The organism is Vibrio sp. MACH09 (assembly GCF_033238805.1).
In the GTDB taxonomy this organism is placed as follows: domain Bacteria; phylum Pseudomonadota; class Gammaproteobacteria; order Enterobacterales; family Vibrionaceae; genus Vibrio.
This window is the reverse complement of sequence record NZ_BSFZ01000001.1, coordinates 3,265,389-3,289,537: the sequence shown is the minus strand read 5'-3', so window position 1 is coordinate 3,289,537 and position 24,149 is coordinate 3,265,389. Positions and strand designations below refer to the sequence as shown.

The window sequence follows — 24,149 nt, the reverse complement described above, 5'->3', positions numbered from 1 at the left end:
GCTGTTTATATTTGAGTCCGGCAAAATCGAAATGTTGTCTCGCTCATTCAAATAATGAGACAACGATAGAAACCTTGGTTGCTCATAAGACCCTTTGGGGTTGTATGGTTAAGTGACTAAGCGTACACGGTGGATGCCTTGGCAGTCAGAGGCGATGAAGGACGTATTAACTTGCGATAAGCGTAGATTAGGCAGTAAAAGCCACTTGAGTCTACGATTTCCGAATGGGGAAACCCAACTGCATAAGCAGTTACTGTTAACTGAATACATAGGTTAACAGGGCAAACCCGGGGAACTGAAACATCTAAGTACCCGGAGGAGTAGAAATCAACCGAGATTCCGAAAGTAGCGGCGAGCGAAATTGGATTAGCCCTTAAGCTTTTAGTGCGTCAGGTGAAGAGTCTGGAAAGTCTCGCAATAAAGGGTGATAGCCCCGTAACCGACAACGTACAATCAGTGAAATCGAGTAGGGCGGGACACGTGATATCCTGTCTGAATATGGGGGGACCATCCTCCAAGGCTAAATACTACTGACTGACCGATAGTGAACCAGTACCGTGAGGGAAAGGCGAAAAGAACCCCTGTGAGGGGAGTGAAATAGAACCTGAAACCGTGTACGTACAAGCAGTAGGAGCCTCCTTTGTGGGGTGACTGCGTACCTTTTGTATAATGGGTCAGCGACTTATATTTAGTAGCAAGGTTAACCGATTAGGGGAGCCGTAGGGAAACCGAGTCTTAACTGGGCGTCGAGTTGCTAGGTATAGACCCGAAACCAGGTGATCTAGCCATGGGCAGGTTGAAGGTTGAGTAACATCAACTGGAGGACCGAACCGACTAATGTTGAAAAATTAGCGGATGACTTGTGGCTAGGGGTGAAAGGCCAATCAAACCTGGAGATAGCTGGTTCTCCCCGAAAGCTATTTAGGTAGCGCCTCGGACGAATACTACTGGGGGTAGAGCACTGTTAAGGCTAGGGGGTCATCCCGACTTACCAACCCTTTGCAAACTCCGAATACCAGTAAGTACTATCCGGGAGACACACGGCGGGTGCTAACGTCCGTCGTGGAGAGGGAAACAACCCAGACCGCCAGCTAAGGTCCCAAAGTATAGCTAAGTGGGAAACGATGTGGGAAGGCTCAGACAGCCAGGATGTTGGCTTAGAAGCAGCCATCATTTAAAGAAAGCGTAATAGCTCACTGGTCGAGTCGGCCTGCGCGGAAGATGTAACGGGGCTAAGCTATACACCGAAGCTGCGGCAATGCTCTTTTGAGTATTGGGTAGGGGAGCGTTCTGTAAGCCGTTGAAGGTGAACTGTAAGGTTTGCTGGAGGTATCAGAAGTGCGAATGCTGACATGAGTAACGATAATGGGGGTGAAAAACCCCCACGCCGGAAGACCAAGGGTTCCTGTCCAACGTTAATCGGGGCAGGGTAAGTCGACCCCTAAGGCGAGGCCGAAAGGCGTAGTCGATGGGAAACGGGTTAATATTCCCGTACTTCTTACAATTGCGATGGGGGGACGGAGAAGGCTAGGTGGGCCTGGCGACGGTTGTCCAGGTTCAAGGGTGTAGGCTGATTTCTTAGGTAAATCCGGGAAATCATTAAGGCTGAGACCCGATGTCGAGCGCCCAAGGGCGTGAAGTCATTGATGCCATGCTTCCAGGAAAAGCCTCTAAGCTTCAGATTGTAAGAAATCGTACCCCAAACCGACACAGGTGGTCGGGTAGAGAATACCAAGGCGCTTGAGAGAACTCGGGTGAAGGAACTAGGCAAAATGGTACCGTAACTTCGGGAGAAGGTACGCTTCTGACGGTGAAGTCCCTCGCGGATGGAGCTATCGGAAGTCGCAGATACCAGGTGGCTGCAACTGTTTATTAAAAACACAGCACTGTGCAAAATCGCAAGATGACGTATACGGTGTGACGCCTGCCCGGTGCCGGAAGGTTAATTGATGGGGTTAGACTTAGGTCGAAGCTCTTGATCGAAGCCCCGGTAAACGGCGGCCGTAACTATAACGGTCCTAAGGTAGCGAAATTCCTTGTCGGGTAAGTTCCGACCTGCACGAATGGCGTAATGATGGCCACGCTGTCTCCACCCGAGACTCAGTGAAATTGAAATCGCTGTGAAGATGCAGTGTACCCGCGGCTAGACGGAAAGACCCCGTGAACCTTTACTACAGCTTGGCACTGAACATTGACCCTACATGTGTAGGATAGGTGGGAGACTTTGAAACTTCGTCGCTAGATGGAGTGGAGTCAACCTTGAAATACCACCCTTGTAGTGTTGATGTTCTAACTTAGTCCCCTAATCGGGGATGAGGACAGTGCCTGGTGGGTAGTTTGACTGGGGCGGTCTCCTCCCAAAGAGTAACGGAGGAGCACGAAGGTGGGCTAAACACGGTTGGACATCGTGTGGTTAGTGCAATGGCATAAGCCCGCTTGACTGCGAGAATGACAATTCGAGCAGGTGCGAAAGCAGGTCATAGTGATCCGGTGGTTCTGAATGGAAGGGCCATCGCTCAACGGATAAAAGGTACTCCGGGGATAACAGGCTGATACCGCCCAAGAGTTCATATCGACGGCGGTGTTTGGCACCTCGATGTCGGCTCATCACATCCTGGGGCTGAAGTCGGTCCCAAGGGTATGGCTGTTCGCCATTTAAAGTGGTACGCGAGCTGGGTTTAGAACGTCGTGAGACAGTTCGGTCCCTATCTGCCGTGGGCGTTGGAGAATTGAAAGGGGCTGCTCCTAGTACGAGAGGACCGGAGTGGACGAACCTCTGGTGTTCGGGTTGTCATGCCAATGGCATTGCCCGGTAGCTAAGTTCGGAATCGATAAGCGCTGAAAGCATCTAAGCGCGAAGCGAGCCTTGAGATGAGTTCTCCCTGATACTTTAAGTATCCTAAAGGGTTGTCGTAGACTACGACGTTGATAGGCAGGGTGTGTAAGCGTTGTGAGGCGTTGAGCTAACCTGTACTAATTGCCCGTGAGGCTTAACCATACAACACCCAAGGGGTTTTGTTACTGAGATTGTTTCAGACAATCCTCAGCACTTCCTACATCCGTGTAGGTCGTGGACTCAAATAGAACATTGAATGTGTAAAGAACTTTTAAAGTTAGTTTTCCAAGTTAAAGTGATAAAGCCTTAGCTCGATACGAGCGCAGGTAAAAGGTTTGCTATCAAGGCAGATTGTGAGATGAGAGAAGGAGCTTACATTGGTAAGTGACTGAGCGAATAAGCAATCTAACGTAGAGAGCGAGCGTTTTAGCCAGCGGTTTTATTACACCAATTTTGCTTGGCGACCATAGCATTGTGGACCCACCTGATTCCATGCCGAACTCAGAAGTGAAACGCAATAGCGCCGATGGTAGTGTGGGGTTTCCCCATGTGAGAGTAGGACATCGCCAGGCTTACATTACAAAAGCCCGTTCTCTGAACGGGCTTTTACTCTTTATAAGAGATAGAGACCTGCTGATATAGCTCAGTTGGTAGAGCGCACCCTTGGTAAGGGTGAGGTCGGCGGTTCAAATCCGCCTATCAGCACCAGATTTAGATAACTAAAAAAGATGTAGTTATCGAGTAGAATTTTACTTAGCGACCATAGCATTGTGGACCCACCTGATTCCATGCCGAACTCAGAAGTGAAACGCAATAGCGCCGATGGTAGTGTGGGGTTTCCCCATGTGAGAGTAGGACATCGCTAGGTTCATTTTTCGAAGCCTCCCTATCGGGAGGCTTTTTTGATCTAGGCAGGAATAAGTTTTCTTTCCGCTAGTTTCCATAATGCTTTGATGAGCGGATCATTCAGTTTTGAACGATGGCAGCATATACCTAAATCAAAAGGTTCCACAGAATCCAGTTTTAACCGTTGTATTTTATCTTTAACTGGGCTGTTATTGATGACGACGTCAGGTGCTATTCCTATACCGCAACCCAAAGCAACCATGCTGGCGATTGCTTCATGCCCAGATACTTGTGCATAGATGGTTGGTTTTATTTTCATCTTCTTAAACCAATGATTCGCTCTCTCCCTCGCGGTTCCTGCTTCAGGAAGAATGAACGGTATTAGCGACCAGTTAGGCTTATCTTTCTTCAACTCTTGAGAAAAACTGCTGATCCCTATTGGTGCAATAACGGATAAGGGGATATGACCAATCACTTCGAAGGCGAGTTTTGCTGGTAAGTGATCAGGCTTGGCTGCAATCGCAATGTCAGCATCACCTTGTAATATCTTGTTTATTGCTTGTGCAGGGTCCCCAGTTGAAAGATTTATCTCTATTTGAGGGTAAGTTAGCCTAAAGTCATTTAATAGGTCTGGGAGATGGCTGTAGCTTGCAGTAACAGAGCAAAATAGGTGGATTTCTCCCTGAAGCTCTTTAGTTGCATTTGAAAGTTCTGTTCTAAAGTCGAACCACTCATTGGTAATGGAGTGAGCGACTGGTAACAGTGTTTTTCCTGCATTGGTTAATTCAACACTTCGATTATCTCGAATTAACAATGGTTCTCCTAACTCTTCTTCCAGTTTCTGTATTTGTCTACTTAACGCCGACGGGCTTATATGCATGGTTGCTGCGGTTTTACTGAAGCTTTTGCTGTCACAAAGGTGGATAAATAGTTGCAGGATTTTTATGTTCATAAGTCACGTTGCATTTATTGCAATAAGTTATTGTGAATATATCACTTTCCGCAAGCTAAATCCTGAATTAGTATGGGTTTATTCAGCGCATAAGCCGCTGACCAATGGACAGATTTTTTTAGGAGCTTTAGTAATGACTAACTATTTCAATACGTTAAACCTGCGTGAGCAATTGGACCAATTAGGTCGTTGTCGTTTTATGGATCGCGAAGAGTTTGCAACAGAGGCGGATTACTTAAAAGGTAAGAAAGTAGTTATCGTCGGTTGTGGTGCGCAAGGTCTTAATCAGGGCTTAAACATGCGCGATTCTGGTTTGAATGTCTCTTACGCTCTACGCCAAGCAGCGATTGATGAGAAACGTCAATCATTTAAAAATGCGAGCGATAATGGTTTTGAAGTAGGTAGTTATGAAACACTAATCCCGCAAGCTGATTTGGTTGTTAACCTAACTCCAGATAAGCAGCATACCAATGTTGTTGAAACGGTAATGCCTTTAATGAAAGAGGGCGCTGCTCTTGGTTATTCTCATGGTTTCAATATTGTTGAAGAGGGCATGAAGATCCGTCAAGACCTTACTGTGGTAATGGTTGCACCTAAGTGCCCAGGAACAGAAGTTCGTGAAGAGTATAAGCGTGGATTTGGTGTACCTACATTGATAGCTGTTCACCCAGAGAATGATCCTAAAGGTGAAGGCTGGGATATTGCTAAAGCATGGGCTGCCGGAACAGGTGGTCATCGTGCTGGTTGTTTGGAATCTTCATTTGTAGCAGAAGTTAAGTCGGACTTGATGGGTGAGCAGACGATACTTTGTGGAATGCTTCAAGCGGGTTCAATTGTTTGTTATGAAAAAATGATCGCTGACGGTATTGATGCCGGTTATGCAGGTAAGCTTTTACAGTACGGTTGGGAAACCATCACTGAAGCACTAAAGTTTGGCGGTATTACTCATATGATGGATCGTCTTTCTAACCCAGCAAAAGTGAAAGCGTTTGAGCTATCTGAAGAGCTTAAAGAGCTAATGCGTCCACTTTATAACAAGCATATGGACGACATCATTGTCGGTGAGTTTTCTAGCACCATGATGGCTGATTGGGCCAACGACGATGTTAACCTATTAGGTTGGCGTGAAGAGACGGGTCAAACTGCATTTGAGAACTATCCAGAGTCGGATGTAGAGATTTCTGAGCAAGAGTATTTCGACAATGGTGTGTTGATGATTGCGATGGTTCGTGCTGGTGTAGAATTAGCATTTGAAGCAATGACTGCTTCTGGAATTATTGATGAGTCAGCTTATTATGAGTCACTACACGAGCTACCGTTGATCGCGAATACTGTTGCACGTAAACGTCTATATGAGATGAATGTGGTTATCTCTGACACTGCTGAATATGGTAACTATTTATTTGCGAATGTGGCGACACCTCTTTTACGAGAGAAGTTTATGCCTAATGTTTCAACTGACGTTATTGGTAAAGGCTTGGCAGAGAGTTCTAATCAAGTAGATAACGCCACATTGATTGAAGTGAATGATGCTATTCGTAACCACCCGGTAGAGTATATTGGTGAAGAGTTGCGTGGCTACATGACGGATATGAAGCGCATTGCCGTAGGCGGTTAATTCGTTTTAGTCGGATAGATAAAAATAAAGGCTTGGTGTGAAAACCAAGCCTTTTTTATACCGTTTACATTGTTAAAAATAGAGTCTTTCCAGAGCATGAAGCAAAGTGAGTCGGACGACTTATTTTTCTGACAGCTTCTGCTCAAGGTCTGTTAGCTTCTGTTCCATTTCTGTTAGTTTTTGACGAGTTCTAAGTAGGACTTGTGTTTGAACGTCAAACTCTTCTCGACTAACAACATCCAGCTTATTTAATTGGCCTTGAATAACTTGACGAACTTTTTGATCGACATCAGCCCCCAACTCTTTTACCGGTGCCGGCATTGATTCATGAATCTGTTTTGCAATTTGTTCTAGCTTCTTTGGGTCAAACATTGGTGGTTAACTCCTTACAATTTGCGCTTATTTTATGCAATCTAATCTGTGTTGTCGCTATATTGATGACAAAAAATTATTGATGACAAAAATTTGAGATTAACCATTGGCATTTATAGATATCGCTAATGTAAGTGCAATAGATGTAAAAAAGGCTACCGAAGTAGCCTTAAAAATTATTCTGTTTTCATTTCAGTTATTCGAGAACAGATTGTTTCGCCATCTCTTTCTCTTGAGCGTCAGCCTTGTTAATTAGTGCAAGCTCTTCTAACTCATCATCCTCAAGGAAAACAGGAAGTGGTTTGTGGTTTTCTGCCAGATAGGTGTAGATAACTGGTAGTACAAACAGAGTAAATAGAGTACCAATCGCAAGACCCGCAACGATAACAATACCAATACTAAAGCGCTGAGCAGCACCTGCGCCAGTGGCGTACATTAATGGTATTAAACCCGCTATCATCGCAGCTGTTGTCATCAATATTGGACGAAGACGCACTTTAGCCGCTTCCATGACCGCTTCCATACGGTTTTTCTGGTTGTGAAGTTGCTCTTCTTTCGCTACCTCACAAATCAAAATACCGTGTTTAGTGATTAAGCCAACAAGGGTGATCAAACCAACCTGTGAGTAGATGTTCATACTCGCAGCGCCCCAAGCTAGCGCAATTAAAGCACCACATATTGCAAGAGGGACCGATACCATAATAACCAATGGATCTCTTACCGATTCAAATTGAATGGCAAGAACAAGGAAAATAATGGCAAGCGCTAAGCCGAAGGTGGTGTATAGCGAATTTCCTTCTGTAACATACTGTCTCGCTTCACCCATGTAATCATAGCTGTATCCAGAAGGCAGCATATCCTGTGCGAACTGTTCAAATTGCGCGATAGCATCACCCATGGCAACACCCGGGCTTGGTACTGCACCAATCGTGGCTGAGTTAAGCTGATTGAAGTGCGGTAGAGCTCTAGGCTCAGCAACAACATCAATCGAAATTAAACTGCCAAGTGGGACAGGGTTACCGTTAGATGAACGAACATAATAGTTATTCATTGATTCAGGGTTTAAACGATACTTTCTTTCTACCTGAGGAATAACTTCGTAAGAGCGCCCATTAAAGTCAATGCGGTTAACATAACCATCAGCCATCATCGTACTTAATGTACTACCAATGTCTTTCATAGTGACGCCATAAGAACCGGCTTTGTCTTTATCTATATTGATCTTCATTGTTGCTGAATCATAGTTAAGATCAATATTTGAATAGACAAAATATGGGCTAGTAGAGGTCGCGACAAGGACATCAGAAGCAATTTGAAATAAGCTTTCGAAGTTATTCGGGGTCGTGATAACAAACTGAATCGGTAGACCGGAACCCGCGCCAGGTAGTTCTGGCATCTGGAATGCCGTTACAGCCATACCCGGAATATCTTTAACTAATTGTCCTACACGTCCAGTTACATCAGCTTGGCTTGCTTCACGCTCACTCCATGGCACCATTGTTGCGATCCCAAATGCTTGGTTAGAGCTTGGAACACCAACAAATACTTGAGCATATTTAAGCTCTGGTTGGTCTGTTAGCACCGTATTGACATCATTCATGGTGTTTTGTAGGTAGTCTAGGTTTGCATTAGACGGACCTGTACCCATAAGCATAACCACACCTTTATCTTCTGAAGGTGCAAGTTCACTAGGAATGAATTTAAACAGCAAAGGTAAGCTGGCAAATACAATTACGGCAAATGCAATAATGACCGGACGGCGCGTCATAACGACAGATAGAATTTTTGAGTAACGATTGGTCATTCTATCGAGAACATTATGTACTGCTTTCTCAAAACGGTTTGGTTCTGCGTGAGCAAGAAGCATCTTAGAGCACATCATTGGTGACAATGTGAGTGCGATAATGCCTGATACAAATACGGAGCCAGCCAGAGTTAGAGCAAACTCCTTGAAGAGCGAGCCTGTAATACCACCCATCATTGCAATTGGTGCATATACGGCTCCTAGTGTTAAGGTCATTGCGATAACCGGAACAGCAATTTCTCGTGTACCTATAATGGCCGCACGGAATGGTGACTCTCCTAGCTTAATATGACGGTCAACGTTTTCTAGCACCACAATTGCGTCATCAACAACCAGACCGATGGCCAATACCATTGCCAACAGCGTCATTAAGTTCCATGAGAACCCCAGTCCCTGCATGACCATCGCAACACCAATCAGAGAGAGAGGTATAGTGATAATCGGGATAAGTACCGCTCTAAATGAACCCAAGAAGATCGTAATAACCACCAATACAATAAGTGCTGCTTCAATGATGGTTTTAATTACCTCTTGTATCGACTCATTAATGGCTTCTGTTGAGTCATACATGACGTTCATTTTGATATTGGCAGGAATGTTTTTCTCTAGCTCAGGTAATAGCTTAAGAACATCTTGGGCAATATTTATCGGGTTTGCACTTGGCGCAGCATTGACGGCGACAACCACCGCTTCTTGGCCATTGGCACTGGCACGGAATGCATCATGGCTTTTTTCTAAGGTTACTTTTGCAATATCAGATAGACGGATAAGATCGCCGTTTTTATCTTTTATTACTAAGCGTTCCAGCTCTTCAACATTTGATATTTGTGTATCGGCACTGCCATTATAGAGAACAAACTCACCAATAGACTGGCCCGTGGCGGACTGGAAGTTGTTCGCTTGAAGTACACCCATAACATCGGTAGCGGTTAGGTTTAATCCTGCCATTTTTGCTGGATCGAGCCAAATACGCATTGCGTATTTCGAGCCACCATAGATGTCTATTTTAGATACGCCATTTACAGTAAATAACTGTGGGTTGATTACACGTTCTAAATAGTCAGTTACCTGACTTGATGCTAACTCATCACTAATAAAACCAAGATATAATACAGCAGTCGTTGAGCCCGTTGACATCGTCACGGTTGGATCTTCTGCTTCACTTGGTAGCTGAGAACGAACAGAGTTCGTTTTCGCCAGAATGTCAGAAAGTGCCGCATTTGGATCGGTATTTAACTTCATGTTCACGGTAATAGTCGAACGACCAAGTACCGATTGGGAAGTCATGTAATCAATATTGTCGGCTTGAGCAACCGCTTGTTCCAGAGGCTGAGTGATAAAGCCCTGAATTAAGTCGGCACTGGCCCCATAATATCCTGTGGTTACGGTCACAACCGTGTTGGTCATTTCTGGGTATTCGCGTACTTGCATTTTGAACAGTGCTTGAAAGCCAAGCAACGCGATCAAAAAGCTAATAGATACCGCCAGAACAGGACGTTTTATAAATACATCAGTAAAGCGCATAGTCTCTCCAATTACAGCATTGGTGTTTCTTCAGGCGGTGTAATTGCATCACTTTCTACAATTTTCACTTTGGCATTATTACTTAGGCGAACTTGACCAGAGGTTACAATCTGATCGCCAGATTTAACGCCTTTAAGGATATGAGCAATAGAACCACTGCGCTCTCCTACAGTAATCACTTCTTGCTTAACACGCTTTTCGCCATCAATGTCTGATACTAGGTATACACTGTCGCCATATAAGGTGAAGGTAATAGCGGTCTGAGGCAGTACGACTTGATCAGCAATTGTTGGCAAGATAATGTTTGCACGAGCAAACATACCACTACGTAGTTTTCCACCATTGTTTGGGATATCAGCTTGAACCTGAACCAAACCACTTTGGTAGTCTACTGCTGGTTCGATTGCTGAGATCGATGCTTCAAACGTATCTTCAGGGTATGAGTCAACTTTAATGTTCACTTTTTGATCGATGTGAATAAGCGATATGTCCGTTTGAGGGACAGTAAAACGAAGACGCATAACGCTGGTGTCTTCTAAGCGAACAATTTTAGTTCCTGCTTGTAGGTACTGTCCTAAGTAAACATCTCGAATACCGACAACACCATCAAAAGGTGCTTCGATTTCACGGCGATCGATAGAGGCCATTAAACTTTGAATATCTGCTTTAAGAGAGAAGTAAGAGGCCTCTGCATCGTCATAAGCTTCACGAGATATCGAGCCTTTTTTCAATAAGCCTTTATAACGCTTGTACTTTGATTCTGCTGCTGGAAGCTTAGCTTGAGAGCTAGCTAAGTTTGCACGTTCTACTGCGGTATCTAGTACAACAAGCATGTCGCCTGATTTAACAGTATCACCTGATTCAAATTTGATATTGTCGATTACACCATTGGACTCCGCCGTCAGCGTAACCCCTAGATAGGGTTCGATAAAGCCAATAGCATGGATTGTTGGTTTCCAGTCTACCGATTCAACATCGACAACGGTAACAGGGAAAACAGGTTCTGGCATGTTTGCCATATACTCAGCTATTTTTTTCTGCTTAAACAGGTTAAAGCCGATCACGCTACCAAACAGTAATACTGCGATAAGTAGCATAAAAAAAGTCCACTTTTTCATTCTTATTAGAACTCCAAATTTAGTGTTGAATTATGGCATCCCAGCTGGCTTCAATCGCTTGTTCTATTGCGTTTGAATCCATCTGAATGCATCTATTTTTTTGTTTCCTAGCCAGAGCAATACTTGAGTCAAGGCTCACGCTAAATAGGATGTAGCCTTCTAATGGCTTAAACAGCCCTTCTGCTTTCCCTGTCTCAAATAAATCTACTACTTTGTAAAACATCTCTTTTTCGAGTTGAAAAATTTTACTTTCATTAGTGTAGTCAAATTGTTCATAAAGAAAGTGACTTTTTACCGCTGATTCGGTGCTATTTAAGTTCCAAATATTCAGCCAGATAGTACGATATTGTTCTTTTAAAGACATATCATCAGTTAGATTCGATTGAATATAGTCTGCTGCTCGTTGAGAAACATATAAACGAGTCTCTTCAATTAGATGATGTTTATCTTCAAAATAGCGATAAATAGTTCCAGCTGCGACATCCGCTTCTTTGGCAAGCTTCTTCATGGATAAGCCTTGAAAACCATCTTTTGCCAATAATTTTTCGGTGGCATCAAGAATTCGCGTTCGCTTATCTTCAATTGGTTCTGACATTATTGCTCCCAATAAAAATGAATGAACGTTCATTCATTTTTATATTATACATTTGTATATTTAAACGAACACCATTTTTTATCATTAATTTATTGAGGTTATTCTTACGTAGCTTTCGGCTCCTTTGATGATTATTATAGTCAAAAGTTCAAGCACTCATTTAGGTTAAAAATAGTGAAGTTAAATCCCAGCCAAGACCAAGCGGTGAAATATGTGTCCGGACCCTGTTTAGTATTAGCAGGTGCCGGCTCAGGAAAGACGCGTGTTATCACCAATAAGATTGCTTATTTGGTTGAGGTATGTGGCTATAAGGCTCGCAATATTGCTGCGGTGACCTTTACTAACAAAGCGGCTCGAGAAATGAAAGAGCGGGTCGGTCAAACGTTAGGAAAGAAAGAAGCAAAAGGATTGATGATTTCTACTTTTCATACCTTAGGACTCAATATTATTCGTCGAGAGTATAAAGTCCTTGGTTTGAAGGCTGGATTCTCTTTATTCGATGACCAAGACCAAATGGCGCTGTTAAAAGAGCTGACAGAAGAGCAGTTGGATGGCGATAAGGACCTACTTCGTTCCTTATTAAGTGCCATTTCTAACTGGAAGAATGACATGTTAACCCCTGAACAAGTTAAGGGAAGGGCGCGCTCTGAACAAGAACAGTTATTTGCTTTCTGCTTTGAGGTGTATCAAAAGCAGATGAGAGCGTATAACGCATTGGATTTTGATGATTTAATTTCGTTACCGGTGCAACTGCTTAAAAGTAATACGGAAGTAAGAGAGCGCTGGCAGGCGAAAATACGCTATCTACTTGTGGACGAATATCAAGACACAAATACCAGCCAATATGATTTGGTTAAGCTGCTTGTCGGAGAGCGAGGTCGTCTAACTGTGGTAGGAGATGATGATCAGTCTATCTACTCCTGGCGTGGGGCGAAGCCGCAGAATTTGGTGTTGTTGAATCAAGATTACCCAAATTTGAACGTCATTAAGATGGAGCAAAACTATCGCTCTACCAGCAGAATATTGCGAGCGGCAAACATCTTAATTGCTAATAATCCCCATGTTTTCGAGAAAAAACTCTTTTCTGAGTTACCTGATGGTGAAAAGCTGAAAGTACTGGTGGCTAACAATGAAGAGCATGAAGCAGAGCGAATCACCGGTGAATTGATTGCACATCGATTCCTTAATCGTACTGAATATAAAGATTACGCCATATTGTATCGTGGTAATCATCAATCTAGGTTGATAGAAAAATCTTTGATGCAAAATAGAATCCCTTATCGTATTTCTGGTGGAACTTCCTTTTTTGCCCGCGCTGAAATTAAAGACATTATGGCTTACCTTCGTGTGCTGGTTAATCCCGATGATGATAATGCCTTTATTCGAATAGTGAATACGCCTAGACGAGAGATTGGGCCTGTGACATTAGAGAAACTGGGTAGCTATGCAAACATGCGAGGAAAAAGCTTATTTGAGGCCAGTTTTGAAATGGGCCTTGAACAGACTCTTTCCGGTCGAGGACTAGAAGTCTTACGAAAATTTACCGCTTGGATTGTGGCTATATCTGATAATGCGGAAAGAGGTAATACTGTTGAAGCGGTTCGTTCTCTGGTTCGTGATATTAACTATGAAGATTGGTTATATGAAACATCTTCAAGTGCAAAAGCGGCTGAGATGCGCATGAAGAATGTGTCGGATCTTTATAGTTGGATTGTTGCGGATCTAGAAGGTGATAACTATGACCAAGAAGAAAAAACCTTAAAAGAAGTTGTGCAGAGACTAACATTACGCGACATGATGGAAAGAGGTGAAGATGAAAGTGATGCAGACCAAGTACAGCTAATGACTCTACACGCGTCGAAAGGACTTGAGTTTCCTCATGTTTACTTAATGGGTGCAGAAGAGGGGATATTACCTCACCAGACCAGCATTGATGAAGAAAATGTCGATGAAGAGCGCCGTTTAGCTTATGTTGGTATTACTCGAGCACAAAAAGAGCTTACTTTTACTCTCTGTAAAGAGAGAAGACAATTTGGTGAATTGTTAAAGCCACAACATAGCCGTTTTTTAGATGAGTTACCTTTTGATGATGTGGACTGGGAGAGTGTTAAGAAACCGGTGAGTCAAGAGGAAAGAATGGAGAAAGGACAGGCTCATATTGCGAACTTAAAAGCGATGTTTAAAAAATAGTCGCTAATGAAAATTGCATACAAAAAGGCCATGGTTCTAGATAGAGCCATGGCCTTTGTTATTGTGTAGGGTTATAAACCTTCAATCATATGATTGATTACTGCAACAATCTCGTCATCGCTACAATCCATACATGTTCCTTTTGCCGGCATGGCATTGAAACCTTTGATAGCGTGGTCCGTCATTACGTCCATGCCTTGTGCAATACGCGGTGCCCACTGTTCCGCATTACCTTTAATTGGTGCACCTGAGACGCCAGTGCCGTGGCAAGCCACACAGTATGTACCGTATGTGCTTTCTGCTGTTCTAGGACCTTTTGGCTTTTCTACCACAGGCTCTGCACCAACGAGATAGACATCACCAACAGGTTTAATACGTTCAGCGATATCATTGTATTCCTTTTCACTGACACTGCTGGCTAGCGAATATGCGGAAAAAGTTAGAGTGGCGATTAGCACGCCAAGGATTCTTGAGGACATATTTTTAGCTCACTTTACTATTATCTTTTTTATTGGGCGATACACCGCAAATATTGTTATAGTGTTTTCATTGATTATATCTTTTGAAAACACGATGTTAATCGGGTGTAAATTTTGAGTGATTATATCCTGTTAATTTGTTGCAATAAACATTCAGATTGAAATGATCAGTGCTTTATCACATCTTAACTGCTGAAAAAGACAACAATTAATAAAAAAACTGCAAAAAAAACTAGACGGAGTATGGCGATATACGTATTATTCCACTCCGCCGATAGGGCATGCGCCCGTAGCTCAGCTGGATAGAGCGTTGGCCTCCGGAGCCAAAGGTCGAAGGTTCGAATCCTTTCGGGCGCGCCATTTCCGGAAGTATTTAAGGTAGTATTGTCGGCAGACATAGTGGTGGCTATAGCTCAGTTGGTAGAGCCCCGGATTGTGATTCCGGTTGTCGCGAGTTCAAGTCTCGTTAGCCACCCCATTTATTTAGGTAGCATTCGCTTCCTGTCTTGATGAAAGTCGAGATGAAATAGCAAATTTAGAATAAGTAACAGAATATTTCGGTGAATAGCGCAGCTTGGTAGCGCATCTGGTTTGGGACCAGAGGGTCGGGGGTTCGAATCCCTCTTCACCGACCATATTAAAAGCCTCGTCTGAATGGCGAGGCTTTTACTCTCAGTGGTGGCTATAGCTCAGTTGGTAGAGCCCCGGATTGTGATTCCGGTTGTCGCGAGTTCAAGTCTCGTTAGCCACCCCATTTATTTAGGTAGCATTCGCTTCCTGTCTTGATGAAAGTCGAGATGAAATAGCAAATTTTGAACAAGTAACAAATATTTCGGTGAATAGCGCAGCTTGGTAGCGCATCCTGAAGTTTGGAATAGCGGGACTAGAGGGTGACCCTCGGTACGAAATTCTAAACAAGCAACAGAATATTTCGGTGAATAGCGCAGCTTGGTAGCGCATCTGGTTTGGGACCAGAGGGTCGGGGGTTCGAATCCCTCTTCACCGACCACATAAAGAAACCTCGTCGTAAGACGGGGTTTTTTTTCGTCATAACAAAATGCATAGCAAGTATTGGAGAGCGTTTTTGTCTATATAAAATCAATGATGTTACTCAACAAGCTTGTATCAACTAAATATCGTTATGACTACACGAGTAGTAAGGATTTTTTCGTCACTAGAAAATGATTTATTATTGCACCTCTTTATAAAAAACTGCTTTGTATGATAAATGCACTAAATAGAGATATCCGCTCTTTTCATAAATAGTCGTAGCTGGTTGTTGGTATTATCTTTTATTAGTACGTATGACTATAAAGTCTGCCTATCTTTGCTTAATTGGTTATTTACTCTATTTTTTTTATGTAACAAAGTATATGTAACTTGCTTGTTAAATAACAAATAGAATAAAAATTCAAAATTAGACGTTTGTATTACCTTTTGCTTTTACTGCGTATTGTTGTTTTTGTAGTGATATGTTCTTTGTTTTTGGTCTATGTGAGAGCGGTTATCTGTTTGGCCTGAGCGAATAAAATGAATGAAAAATGAATAAATATTGATTCCCCATGCTTTAAAACGGACGTAATACACTTTTTTATTCTATATTTGTTGCTTTTTCGTGAATTATTTGCCAAATTGAATAGCTATCAGATTATCAGGACTTTATTCTGGTAATGAATGGATTCAATGTTTGCAGACAAGGCAGTAGCGCCGCAGTAGAGGTCTGGTAATGTCTCTTTTAGAAGTAAAAAACCTTCGGATCGAATATCCGTCAAGGCATGGTGTGCATGCCGCGGTAAAAGAACTTTCGTTTAATGTTGAACGAGGTGAGATCGTTGGTGTTGTAGGTGAATCAGGTGCGGGTAAATCAACGGTCGGTAATGCCGTTATCGATTTATTGAGCCCTCCTGGCTTAATTGCTGATGGTGAAGTTTTCCTTGATGGTGAAAAAATCTCAGGATTATCGTCGTCAGAAATGAGAAAGGTTCGCGGTTCAAAAATTGGGTTTATTTTTCAGGATCCAATGACCTCGTTGAACCCTTTGTTTACCGTTGAGCATCAGCTTAAAGAAACTATTCATGCGAATATGAATGTTTCTGATGAAGAAGCGTATCAGCGTTCACTTTCATTAATGAATCAGGTCGGTATTCCTCAGCCTGAGAATCGATTAAAGCAGTTTCCACATCAGTTTTCTGGTGGTATGAGACAGCGTGTAGTTATCGCGATAGCACTGGCTGGTGAGCCAGACCTAATTATTGCCGATGAGCCTACCACAGCGTTAGATGTATCAATTCAAGACCAAATTCTTTCCCTTATCCGAGACCTTTGCGTTAAAAATAATGTAGGTTGCATGTTGGTAACCCATGATATGGGTGTTGTATCGAATGTCACTGATAAAGTAGCGGTTATGTATCGCGGTGATTTGGTTGAGTTCGGTAATACTGACAAGGTACTTGGCGACCCTGATCACTCCTATACTCGAAGCCTTATTTCCGCTGTCCCTCGTTCAGACAGAAAATTAGATCGCTTTCCTCTGGTTAGTTATATTGAAGAAGCGGCAGAAATGGCGCCTTTAGATGTAAAAAACCACTGGTTAGGCCAGAGCCAAGACCAACGTGCTTATACTGGCCCACTTCTTAATGTGGAAAATGTACACCTCCGTTTTGTTACTAAGGATTCTCTCTTTGAGAGTCGTCGAGAGTATGTGCAAGCATCTGATGATGTGAGCTTTGAAGTACATGAAGGTGAAACATTTGGTTTGGTTGGCGAGTCCGGTTCCGGCAAATCAACGATCGCTCGTGTTATTGCTGGGTTATATGAGCCTAATGCGGGGAAAGTGACGTTTGAGGGAATCGACCTGACAGGATTGAAGTCGGAAAAAGAGCGCCGTCCAATGCGTCGTCAGATGCAGATGGTTTTCCAGAATCCGTATACGTCAATGAACCCTCGCATGAAAATCTTCGATATCATCGCAGAGCCTATTCGTTTCCATAAACTGACCCGCAACGAGGCTCAAACTCGTGAGATTGTTCATGATCTGCTTGACCATGTAGGGTTGGGACGTATGGCCGGCCTTAAATATCCGCATGAGTTTTCTGGTGGTCAGCGTCAACGTATCTCCATTGCGCGCGCACTTGCGACTCGACCTCGTCTGCTTATTTGTGATGAGCCTACCTCTGCTTTAGATGTGTCGGTACAGGCACAAATCTTGAACTTATTGAAAGACTTACAGGATGAGTTAAACCTGACAATGCTTTTCATAAGCCATGATTTGCCAGTAATACGTCAAATGTGTGATCGAATTGGTGTTATGAAGATGGGGAAATTGTTGGAAGTCGCGCCTACAGAGCAGCTTTTTAATGACCCTCAGCATGAATACAGTAAACAACTAATCTCTCTAATGCCTGAATTTACAGGGTTAAGAGAAGATATCGCTTAATTTTTCTACCTTAGCAGCCGTTGCTGAGGTAGTAAATTGATTCTTGAGTAAGCAAATTACTTTAGATTAATCACCTAAACACTAGCAAAACAACAAACAGGGATATGAATTCCCGCATAAGGAGTTATGCAATGAGAACCATCAAGACTAAATTAGCAGTTGCTCTAATGGCTGCTGGCCTGAGTTTTGGAGCTGCAGCCGCTGACATCACAGTGGGATATGCCGCAGACCCAGTATCACTAGATCCGCATGAACAACTTTCAGGCGGTACACTTCAGATGTCCCATATGGTATTTGACCCTCTAGTACGTTTTACTCAAGAAATGGATTTTGAGCCGCGTCTAGCTGAGTCATGGGAGCGTATTGATAACGAAACGATGCGCTTTACTCTTCGTAAAGGCGTGAAATTCCATTCGGGCAATACTTTCTCTGCGGATGATGTTGTTTGGACTTTTGCTCGTCTAAAATCATCGCCAGACTTTAAAGGTATCTTTGCTCCTTTAGTCTCTTTGACGAAAGTTGATGATTATACCGTTGAAGTAAAAACCGACGGTACTTATCCACTTATCGAAAACGTAGCAACTTACATTTTCCCAATGGATAGCAAGTTCTACTCAGGTAAAACGGAAGATGGCAAATCTAAAGACGAGCTAGTGAAGCATGGTAACTCTTATGCATCGACTAACGTTTCCGGTACAGGGCCATTTACGATCACTTCTCGTGAGCAAGGCGTTAAGGTTGAATTTGAACGTTTCGCTGATTACTGGGATACAGCTTCAAAAGGTAACGTTGATAAACTAACACTTGTACCGATTAAAGAAGATGCCACTCGAGTAGCTGCTATTCTTTCTGGTGACGTTGATATGATTGCGCCAGTGGCTCCTAACGACTACAAGCGTATTGAAAATGCAAGCAATGTTGACCTGTACACAATGCCGGGTACTCGTATCATCACATTCCAAATGAACCAAAATAGTAACGAAGCACTGAAAGATGTACGTGTTCGTCAAGCTATTGTTTATGCGGTAAATAATGAAGGTATTACTAAGAAAATCATGAAAGGTGCAGCAACGGCGGCGGCTCAGCAAAGCCCAGTTGGTTATGCCGGTTACAATGAAGATCTTAAACCTCGTTACGACCTGAAGAAAGCCAAAGCGCTGATGAAAGAAGCGGGTTATGAAAATGGCTTCTCACTTACTATGATGGCTCCAAACAACCGTTACGTGAATGACGCGAAGATTGCTCAAGCGGTTTCAGCGATGCTGTCTAAGATTGGCATTAAAGTAGACCTAAAAACCATGCCTAAAGCGCAATACTGGCCTGAGTTTGATAAGTGTGCTGCAGATATGTTGATGATCGGCTGGCACCCAGATACGGAAGATTCCGCAAACTTCTCTGAGTTCTTAACGATGACTCGTGATGAAGCGACAGGTAAAGGTCAATATAACTGTGGTGGTTACTCTAATGCTGAGTTAGATAAAATGGTTATTGGCACTAATGCCGAAACAGACCTTAAGAAACGTAGCGCGACTCTGAAACAAGTTGAAGCAACGCTATATGATGAAGCTGCATTTGTTCCATTGCATTGGCAAGATCCATCATGGGCTGCTAAGAGCAACGTAGAAATCGGTCCAATCATTAATGGTATGAACTTCCCATATTTTGGTGACCTAGTAGTCAAGTAAATATGTTAAAAGGTTGCGTGTCTGAACACTTAACACCTATGTGTTCAGAGACCAACTTACATCTAACTCATTGATTTGGATGTGTTGAAAGTTTTATGGTGCTCTATCTTATTTCAGTCGGATTGAGCGCCATTTTTAGACAGAAGATTGACTGAAAAACTTCTTTGACAAGAAGATAATGGATTATTAAGGGGCAAGGAATGTTTTCGTTTCTGGTCAAGCGCCTGTATCAGGCACTGATAGTGATGTTTGTGATCAGTTTAGTTGCGTTTTCTATTCAGGATAACCTGGGAGATCCGTTACGTGAGCTGGTGGGCCAGTCTGTTTCTGAAGCGGAACGTCAAGCTTTGCGTGATGAGCTTGGATTAAATGACCCGTTTTTGGCTAAATACAGCCGCTTTGTTAGTAACGCTTTGCAAGGTGATTTAGGTACGTCTTACTTCTTTAAAAAACCTGCAACAGAAGTGATTTTAGATAAATTAGTTGCCACACTCGAGTTGGTTTTTGGTGCAGCGCTAATTATTGTGGTGATGTCTATCCCACTTGGTGTTTACTCTGCTATTCACCCCAAAAGTTTCTTTACCAAGGTGATTATGGCACTGAGTAGTGTCGGTATCTCTATCCCAGTATTTCTTACCGCAATTATGTTGATGTATATATTCTCCATAGAGCTAGGCTGGCTGCCTTCTTATGGTCGCGGTGAGACGGCGAATGTACTCGGCTGGGAATCGGGTTATTTCACCTTGGACGGATTAGCGCACCTAGTACTGCCGAGCATTGCATTGGCGTCGATAATGTTACCGCTGTTTATTCGACTAGTACGTTCAGAAATGTTGGAAGTGCTAAGTTCTGAGTACATTAAATTCGGCAAAGCGAAAGGCTTGCCAATGAAGAAAATCTATTACCAACATGCATTGAAAAACACCATGTTGCCAGTATTAACCGTTGGTGGCGTTCAAATTGGTACCATGGTTGCGTATACCATACTAACTGAAACGGTTTTTCAGTGGCCCGGCACTGGTTTCCTATTTTTAGAAGCGATCAATCGTGTTGATACGCCATTGATTACGGCTTATGTCATTTTTGTGGGGCTTGTTTTTGTGGTGACCAATACCATTGTTGACTTATTGTATGGCGTGATTAACCCAACGGTAAATCTTACTGGAAAAGGAGCATAACGATGAATCAATCAAACACTGTTCCTAGTCCATGGCAGCGCTTTAAAGAATCGGATTTTCTTTACTATTTCTTGCGTGACAAAGTTGCCATGTTCAGCTTTGCTGTTTTTATGATCTTTTTGGTATTTGCGTTAGCTGCACCATTAATTGCACCAAGTGATCCCTATGACCTTTCGTCTATCGATATTATGGACTCAGAACTGCCACCCGTGTGGATGGAAGACAGTGATGAGCGATTCCTATTAGGTACCGATGAACAGGGACGAGATATTTTATCGACCATGCTATACGGCTCGCGATTGTCACTTACTATCGGTTTTCTTGCGGTAGGGTTACAGTTGTTCCTTGGTATTGTTATCGGATTATCTGCTGGTTACTTTGGTGGTCGTATTGATAGCTTCTTAATGCGATTTGCTGATGTGCAGTTATCATTTTCTACCATGATGGTGGCGATCATTGTCTCGGCAATATTCAAAGCCAGTTTTGGTAGTGAGTTTTATAGTCAATACGCAGTGATTATGCTGGTGGTCATCATTGGTGTGGCAGAGTGGCCACAGTATGCCCGTACCATTCGTGCTTCAGTATTGGCAGAGAAGAAGAAAGAGTATGTGGAAGCGGCGCGTGTGATGGGCTTTAGAGCGCCTAAGATTATGTTCCGACATATATTGCCAAACTGTTTGTCTCCTATTTTGGTTATTTCAACGGTACAGGTTGCTAACGCCATTATGTCAGAGGCGGCGCTGTCGTTCCTTGGTCTAGGTCTGCCTGTGGATCAGCCTTCTTTGGGAGCGTTAATTAGTATTGGATTCAACTACATTTTCTCTGGTGCTTGGTGGATAACAGCATTCCCAGGATTTGTACTGGTAACATTGGTATTGGTAATTAATTTACTTGGTGACTGGTTACGTGATGTATTTAACCCTAAAATTTATAAAGGGTGATCCAAAGCAATTGATCTTTAGCCAAAAAGCTTTCTAAACTAGAAGAGTCACCTATAGGTGGCTCTTTTTTATTTTTCAATAGTCTATATCATACTGATGGATAAAGATTTTAGAGATACGTATATGATTAGTGTTCTAGTTAGAAACTTGAGAGTATTGCTGTTTATCGTCACAGTTATTGGTAGCTATTCTGCTGTTGCAGCGGATGCCAGTAAGTATGTCTGTGAAGCGAAACAAAACTCTAACAGTGAATTACCACTGCTGTCTGCTGAGTGTCCCATAGGTAATGGTTTATGGGGAAGCAATCGCCCAGTGAAAGACGATGGTTTCTTCTGGATACAGTGCGGACTCATGTCAAAGCCAATGTCTTTATCAATTGCAAAAAGTTTATATGGAAAAATTTCTACCGATGTGTGGATGAAACCAGAAGATAAAGGCTTTCGTTGCTTAGTAGGGCCGTATGAAAGTTATAAAGCGGCAAATCAAGATCTGAAACAGGTTCAAACGTTAAAAGCGTATAAGAAAGCATTTATACGCAGTGTGGGGAATGAAATTACCAAGCCAAAAAGTACCATGAAGCCGAAGAAAAAGCCCTCACCTGCAAAAGCACCCGTAGCTAAAGTGGTACCTAAGAAAGCTAAAGCCGCACCGCCAGCGCCGAAGCGAAAAGCAGAGCCGGTCAGTAAAGTGGCAAACAGTAATCAGAAAATAAAGAAAACATCTGTTGGAAGCATTGTGCTTCGTCGTGAAGCCAAAATAGGAGAAGCGTATTACGCCATTCCTTTTTTAATGGAAGGTAATGCTCAGTATTACATGGAATATGGTATTGGCTGGAACCGTCTTGATTATAAGCAAGCAAAGCAAGTGTGTGAATCCCAGCAGATGCGTTTAGTGAGTACTAAAGAGTGGCGAGCACTGATTAACTCAACAGTGATGGTAAACAAACAGTGGCCTATTCATGTTCCGTACTGGGGAGATGGCAAAAAAGGATTATTTACCAGTGGTAAGGTTACTCAGTTAACAGGCACGTCTTTACTGAACGTTGTCTGTGTGAAGTAACATAAAGTTGATATTTCGCTTTATTTGTTTCCAGTAAACCATAGCCTATCTTGAATGTCGCCATTAAAGGCCGTATTCATCGCTGTGGCAAGCGAAGAATACGGCGTTAGTATTATGGCTTAGCGCATTGTTACAAACTCTTCAGAGCCCGTAGGGTGAATGGCGACTACGCTGTCGAAGTCAGCTTTAGTGGCTCCCATCTTAATGGCGACGGCAAAACCTTGGATCATTTCGTCAACGGTAAAGCCTATTCCGTGCAAGCCAACCACTTTCTCATCGTCACCCGCACAAACCAGCTTCATTTTACATGGCTGACGGTGCTTAGTGATCGCGGTATACATGGAAGTAAAGCCAGATGAGTACACTTTGACATTTTCTTCGCCATACTGCGCAACCGCTTCTGGTTCGGTTAAGCCAATTGTGCCGATAGGAGGGTGACTGAACACAACCGTCGGGACCAACTCATAATCCATTTTAGCGTTTGGTTTATTGTTAAATAAACGCTCAGAAAGTTGGCGTCCAGCTTTCACAGCTACCGGAGTAAGCTCAATGCCACCTTCCATGATATCGCCTACGCAGTAGATACCTTTTACGTTGGTCTCTTGGTACTCATTAACTTTAATGTAGCCACGGTCATTTAGTTCAACACCCGTTGCGGCTAAGTTGATAGCATCGGTGGCGGGATGACGGCCTATCGCCCAAATTAGCGTGTCTACATTTTGACTTTCACCATTCTCTAAGTGAAGAGTTAAGCTACCATCTTGTTCTTTGATGATCTCTTTTGGCACAGAATGGGTGTGCAGTGTAGGCCCTTCTTCTGCCATCACATCCACTAAAGTATCGATGATCATTGGGTCGAAAGTACGAATAGGGGACTGTTTACGCACGAACAGGTGAGTTTCACTACCTAGCGCATGCAATACGCCCGCGATTTCAACGGCAATATAACCCGCACCGACTACAGCGACGCGCTTTGGTTGTTCGGTAAGATCAAAGAAACCGTTAGAATCAATACCGTACTCTGCGCCAGGAACGTTTGGAATGCTTGGTCGGCCACCAACGGCTACTAAAATATGATCGGCACTGTATTGCTCTCCGTTGACTTCAACGGTGTTCGCATCAACAAACTTTGCAAAGCCTTTAATTACATTAACTTTGTTATTACCTAATACATTGTCATAAGACTGATGTATACGGCCAATATAAGCTTGACGACTCTCGACCAACTTATCCCAGTTAAGGCCTTTATATTCGACGTCGAAACCGTAATCTTCTGAATAAAGGTTGATCGCCTCGGCAACTTGGGCACCATGCCACATTACCTTTTTCGGAACACAACCTACATTTACGCATGTACCACCGAGATCTTTTGCTTCAATTAGCGCGACTTTTGCGCCATACATCGCTGCTCTGTTAGCTGAAGCAATGCCACCACTGCCACCACCAATACAGATATAGTCAAAATGTGTTGCCATTACTTTCTCCAATTTTTCTTTTTTATGTAGTAATCATATTG

At 43.0% G+C, this 24,149-nt stretch carries 14 protein-coding genes, 6 tRNA genes and 3 rRNA genes; 16 read left to right on the top strand and 7 right to left on the bottom strand.

Annotated features, from left to right (window positions below; translation table 11 throughout):
- The first annotated feature begins 106 nt into the window (after positions 1–106).
- The 4 genes from CHJ_RS14860 (at position 107) to rrf (CHJ_RS14845) (ending at position 3,704) form a co-directional block, all read left to right on the top strand.
- Positions 107–2,998: ribosomal RNA gene (locus tag CHJ_RS14860) — 23S ribosomal RNA — on the top strand.
- A 294-nt stretch (positions 2,999–3,292) separates the two neighbouring features.
- A 5S ribosomal RNA gene (gene rrf, locus CHJ_RS14855) occupies positions 3,293–3,408 on the top strand.
- A gap of 60 nt (positions 3,409–3,468) precedes the next feature.
- Positions 3,469–3,544, top strand: a tRNA-Thr gene (locus CHJ_RS14850).
- Between the two features lie 44 nt (positions 3,545–3,588).
- Positions 3,589–3,704, top strand: a 5S ribosomal RNA gene (gene rrf / locus CHJ_RS14845).
- Between the two features lie 39 nt (positions 3,705–3,743).
- On the opposite strand, the gene ilvY is transcribed toward rrf (CHJ_RS14845), so the two are convergent.
- The gene (gene ilvY / locus CHJ_RS14840; RefSeq protein WP_317918030.1) at positions 3,744–4,634 is read right to left on the bottom strand and encodes an HTH-type transcriptional activator IlvY; all 891 of its coding nucleotides are present in this window, start codon (positions 4,632–4,634) and stop codon (positions 3,744–3,746) included.
- Between the two features lie 133 nt (positions 4,635–4,767).
- On the opposite strand from ilvY, the gene ilvC reads away from it, so the two are divergent.
- Entirely contained in the window at positions 4,768–6,252 is a 1,485-nt protein-coding gene (ilvC, locus tag CHJ_RS14835; RefSeq protein ID WP_317918029.1) for a ketol-acid reductoisomerase, read from the top strand.
- A 120-nt stretch (positions 6,253–6,372) separates the two neighbouring features.
- On the opposite strand, the gene ubiK is transcribed toward ilvC, so the two are convergent.
- The 4 genes from ubiK to CHJ_RS14815 all read right to left on the bottom strand — a co-directional run bounded on the left by ubiK (position 6,373) and on the right by CHJ_RS14815 (position 11,668).
- Positions 6,373–6,624, bottom strand: a complete 252-nt coding sequence (ubiK, locus tag CHJ_RS14830; protein WP_171755284.1) for a ubiquinone biosynthesis accessory factor UbiK — start codon at positions 6,622–6,624, stop codon at positions 6,373–6,375.
- 196 nt (positions 6,625–6,820) lie between these two features.
- Complete coding sequence (locus CHJ_RS14825; protein ID WP_317918028.1) at positions 6,821–9,952, bottom strand: multidrug efflux RND transporter permease subunit; 3,132 nt, start codon at positions 9,950–9,952, stop codon at positions 6,821–6,823.
- 11 nt (positions 9,953–9,963) lie between these two features.
- Complete coding sequence (locus tag CHJ_RS14820; RefSeq protein ID WP_171755286.1) at positions 9,964–11,070, bottom strand: efflux RND transporter periplasmic adaptor subunit; 1,107 nt, start codon at positions 11,068–11,070, stop codon at positions 9,964–9,966.
- 19 nt (positions 11,071–11,089) lie between these two features.
- The gene (locus CHJ_RS14815; RefSeq protein ID WP_411861568.1) at positions 11,090–11,668 is read right to left on the bottom strand and encodes a TetR/AcrR family transcriptional regulator; all 579 of its coding nucleotides are present in this window, start codon (positions 11,666–11,668) and stop codon (positions 11,090–11,092) included.
- Between the two features lie 171 nt (positions 11,669–11,839).
- On the opposite strand from CHJ_RS14815, the gene rep reads away from it, so the two are divergent.
- Complete coding sequence (rep, locus tag CHJ_RS14810; protein WP_317918026.1) at positions 11,840–13,855, top strand: DNA helicase Rep; 2,016 nt, start codon at positions 11,840–11,842, stop codon at positions 13,853–13,855.
- Positions 13,856–13,926: 71 nt separating this feature from the next.
- Here rep and CHJ_RS14805 read toward each other — a convergent pair whose 3' ends face one another.
- Complete coding sequence (locus CHJ_RS14805; RefSeq protein ID WP_171755289.1) at positions 13,927–14,334, bottom strand: c-type cytochrome; 408 nt, start codon at positions 14,332–14,334, stop codon at positions 13,927–13,929.
- A gap of 283 nt (positions 14,335–14,617) precedes the next feature.
- Here CHJ_RS14805 and CHJ_RS14800 point away from each other — a divergent pair.
- The 10 genes from CHJ_RS14800 (at position 14,618) to CHJ_RS14755 (ending at position 22,633) form a co-directional block, all read left to right on the top strand.
- Positions 14,618–14,694 (top strand) — tRNA-Arg (locus CHJ_RS14800).
- Positions 14,695–14,736: 42 nt separating this feature from the next.
- Positions 14,737–14,812: transfer RNA gene (locus CHJ_RS14795), tRNA-His, on the top strand.
- An 80-nt stretch (positions 14,813–14,892) separates the two neighbouring features.
- A tRNA-Pro gene (locus CHJ_RS14790) sits at positions 14,893–14,969 on the top strand.
- A gap of 43 nt (positions 14,970–15,012) precedes the next feature.
- Positions 15,013–15,088 (top strand) — tRNA-His (locus CHJ_RS14785).
- Between the two features lie 178 nt (positions 15,089–15,266).
- A tRNA-Pro gene (locus tag CHJ_RS14780) sits at positions 15,267–15,343 on the top strand.
- Between the two features lie 717 nt (positions 15,344–16,060).
- Positions 16,061–17,770: a dipeptide ABC transporter ATP-binding protein gene (locus CHJ_RS14775; protein ID WP_171754693.1), complete on the top strand. Its 1,710-nt coding sequence runs from the start codon at positions 16,061–16,063 to the stop codon at positions 17,768–17,770.
- Between the two features lie 131 nt (positions 17,771–17,901).
- On the top strand, positions 17,902–19,455 hold the full coding sequence (locus tag CHJ_RS14770; protein ID WP_171754694.1) for an ABC transporter substrate-binding protein: 1,554 nt from the start codon (positions 17,902–17,904) through the stop codon (positions 19,453–19,455).
- Between the two features lie 200 nt (positions 19,456–19,655).
- Positions 19,656–20,633 (top strand): ABC transporter permease, encoded by a 978-nt coding sequence (locus CHJ_RS14765; protein ID WP_171754695.1) that lies wholly within the window; start codon positions 19,656–19,658, stop codon positions 20,631–20,633.
- A gap of 2 nt (positions 20,634–20,635) precedes the next feature.
- On the top strand, positions 20,636–21,574 hold the full coding sequence (locus CHJ_RS14760) for an ABC transporter permease (RefSeq protein ID WP_171754696.1): 939 nt from the start codon (positions 20,636–20,638) through the stop codon (positions 21,572–21,574).
- Between the two features lie 123 nt (positions 21,575–21,697).
- A complete protein-coding gene (locus tag CHJ_RS14755) occupies positions 21,698–22,633 on the top strand; it encodes an SPOR domain-containing protein (RefSeq protein WP_317918025.1) in 936 nt (311 codons plus the stop codon).
- Positions 22,634–22,752: 119 nt separating this feature from the next.
- Here the strand turns inward: CHJ_RS14755 and gorA are convergent, their stop codons facing one another.
- The gene (gene gorA / locus CHJ_RS14750) at positions 22,753–24,108 is read right to left on the bottom strand and encodes a glutathione-disulfide reductase (RefSeq protein WP_317918024.1); all 1,356 of its coding nucleotides are present in this window, start codon (positions 24,106–24,108) and stop codon (positions 22,753–22,755) included.
- Positions 24,109–24,149: the final 41 nt, after the last annotated feature.

Excerpts from the sequence above, each read along its gene's own strand:
- CHJ_RS14765 (WP_171754695.1), top strand. The coding sequence starts at position 19,656 with ATGTTTTCGTTTCTGGTCAAGCGCCTGTATCAGGCACTGATAGTGATG.
- ubiK (WP_171755284.1), bottom strand. The coding sequence starts at position 6,624 with ATGTTTGACCCAAAGAAGCTAGAACAAATTGCAAAACAGATTCATGAA.
- CHJ_RS14820 (WP_171755286.1), bottom strand. The coding sequence starts at position 11,070 with ATGAAAAAGTGGACTTTTTTTATGCTACTTATCGCAGTATTACTGTTT.
- CHJ_RS14755 (WP_317918025.1), top strand. The coding sequence starts at position 21,698 with ATGATTAGTGTTCTAGTTAGAAACTTGAGAGTATTGCTGTTTATCGTC.
- ilvC (WP_317918029.1), top strand. The coding sequence starts at position 4,768 with ATGACTAACTATTTCAATACGTTAAACCTGCGTGAGCAATTGGACCAA.
- CHJ_RS14760 (WP_171754696.1), top strand. The coding sequence starts at position 20,636 with ATGAATCAATCAAACACTGTTCCTAGTCCATGGCAGCGCTTTAAAGAA.
- gorA (WP_317918024.1), bottom strand. The coding sequence starts at position 24,108 with ATGGCAACACATTTTGACTATATCTGTATTGGTGGTGGCAGTGGTGGC.
- CHJ_RS14825 (WP_317918028.1), bottom strand. The coding sequence starts at position 9,952 with ATGCGCTTTACTGATGTATTTATAAAACGTCCTGTTCTGGCGGTATCT.
- CHJ_RS14770 (WP_171754694.1), top strand. The coding sequence starts at position 17,902 with ATGAGAACCATCAAGACTAAATTAGCAGTTGCTCTAATGGCTGCTGGC.
- ilvY (WP_317918030.1), bottom strand. The coding sequence starts at position 4,634 with ATGAACATAAAAATCCTGCAACTATTTATCCACCTTTGTGACAGCAAA.
- CHJ_RS14775 (WP_171754693.1), top strand. The coding sequence starts at position 16,061 with ATGTCTCTTTTAGAAGTAAAAAACCTTCGGATCGAATATCCGTCAAGG.
- CHJ_RS14805 (WP_171755289.1), bottom strand. The coding sequence starts at position 14,334 with ATGTCCTCAAGAATCCTTGGCGTGCTAATCGCCACTCTAACTTTTTCC.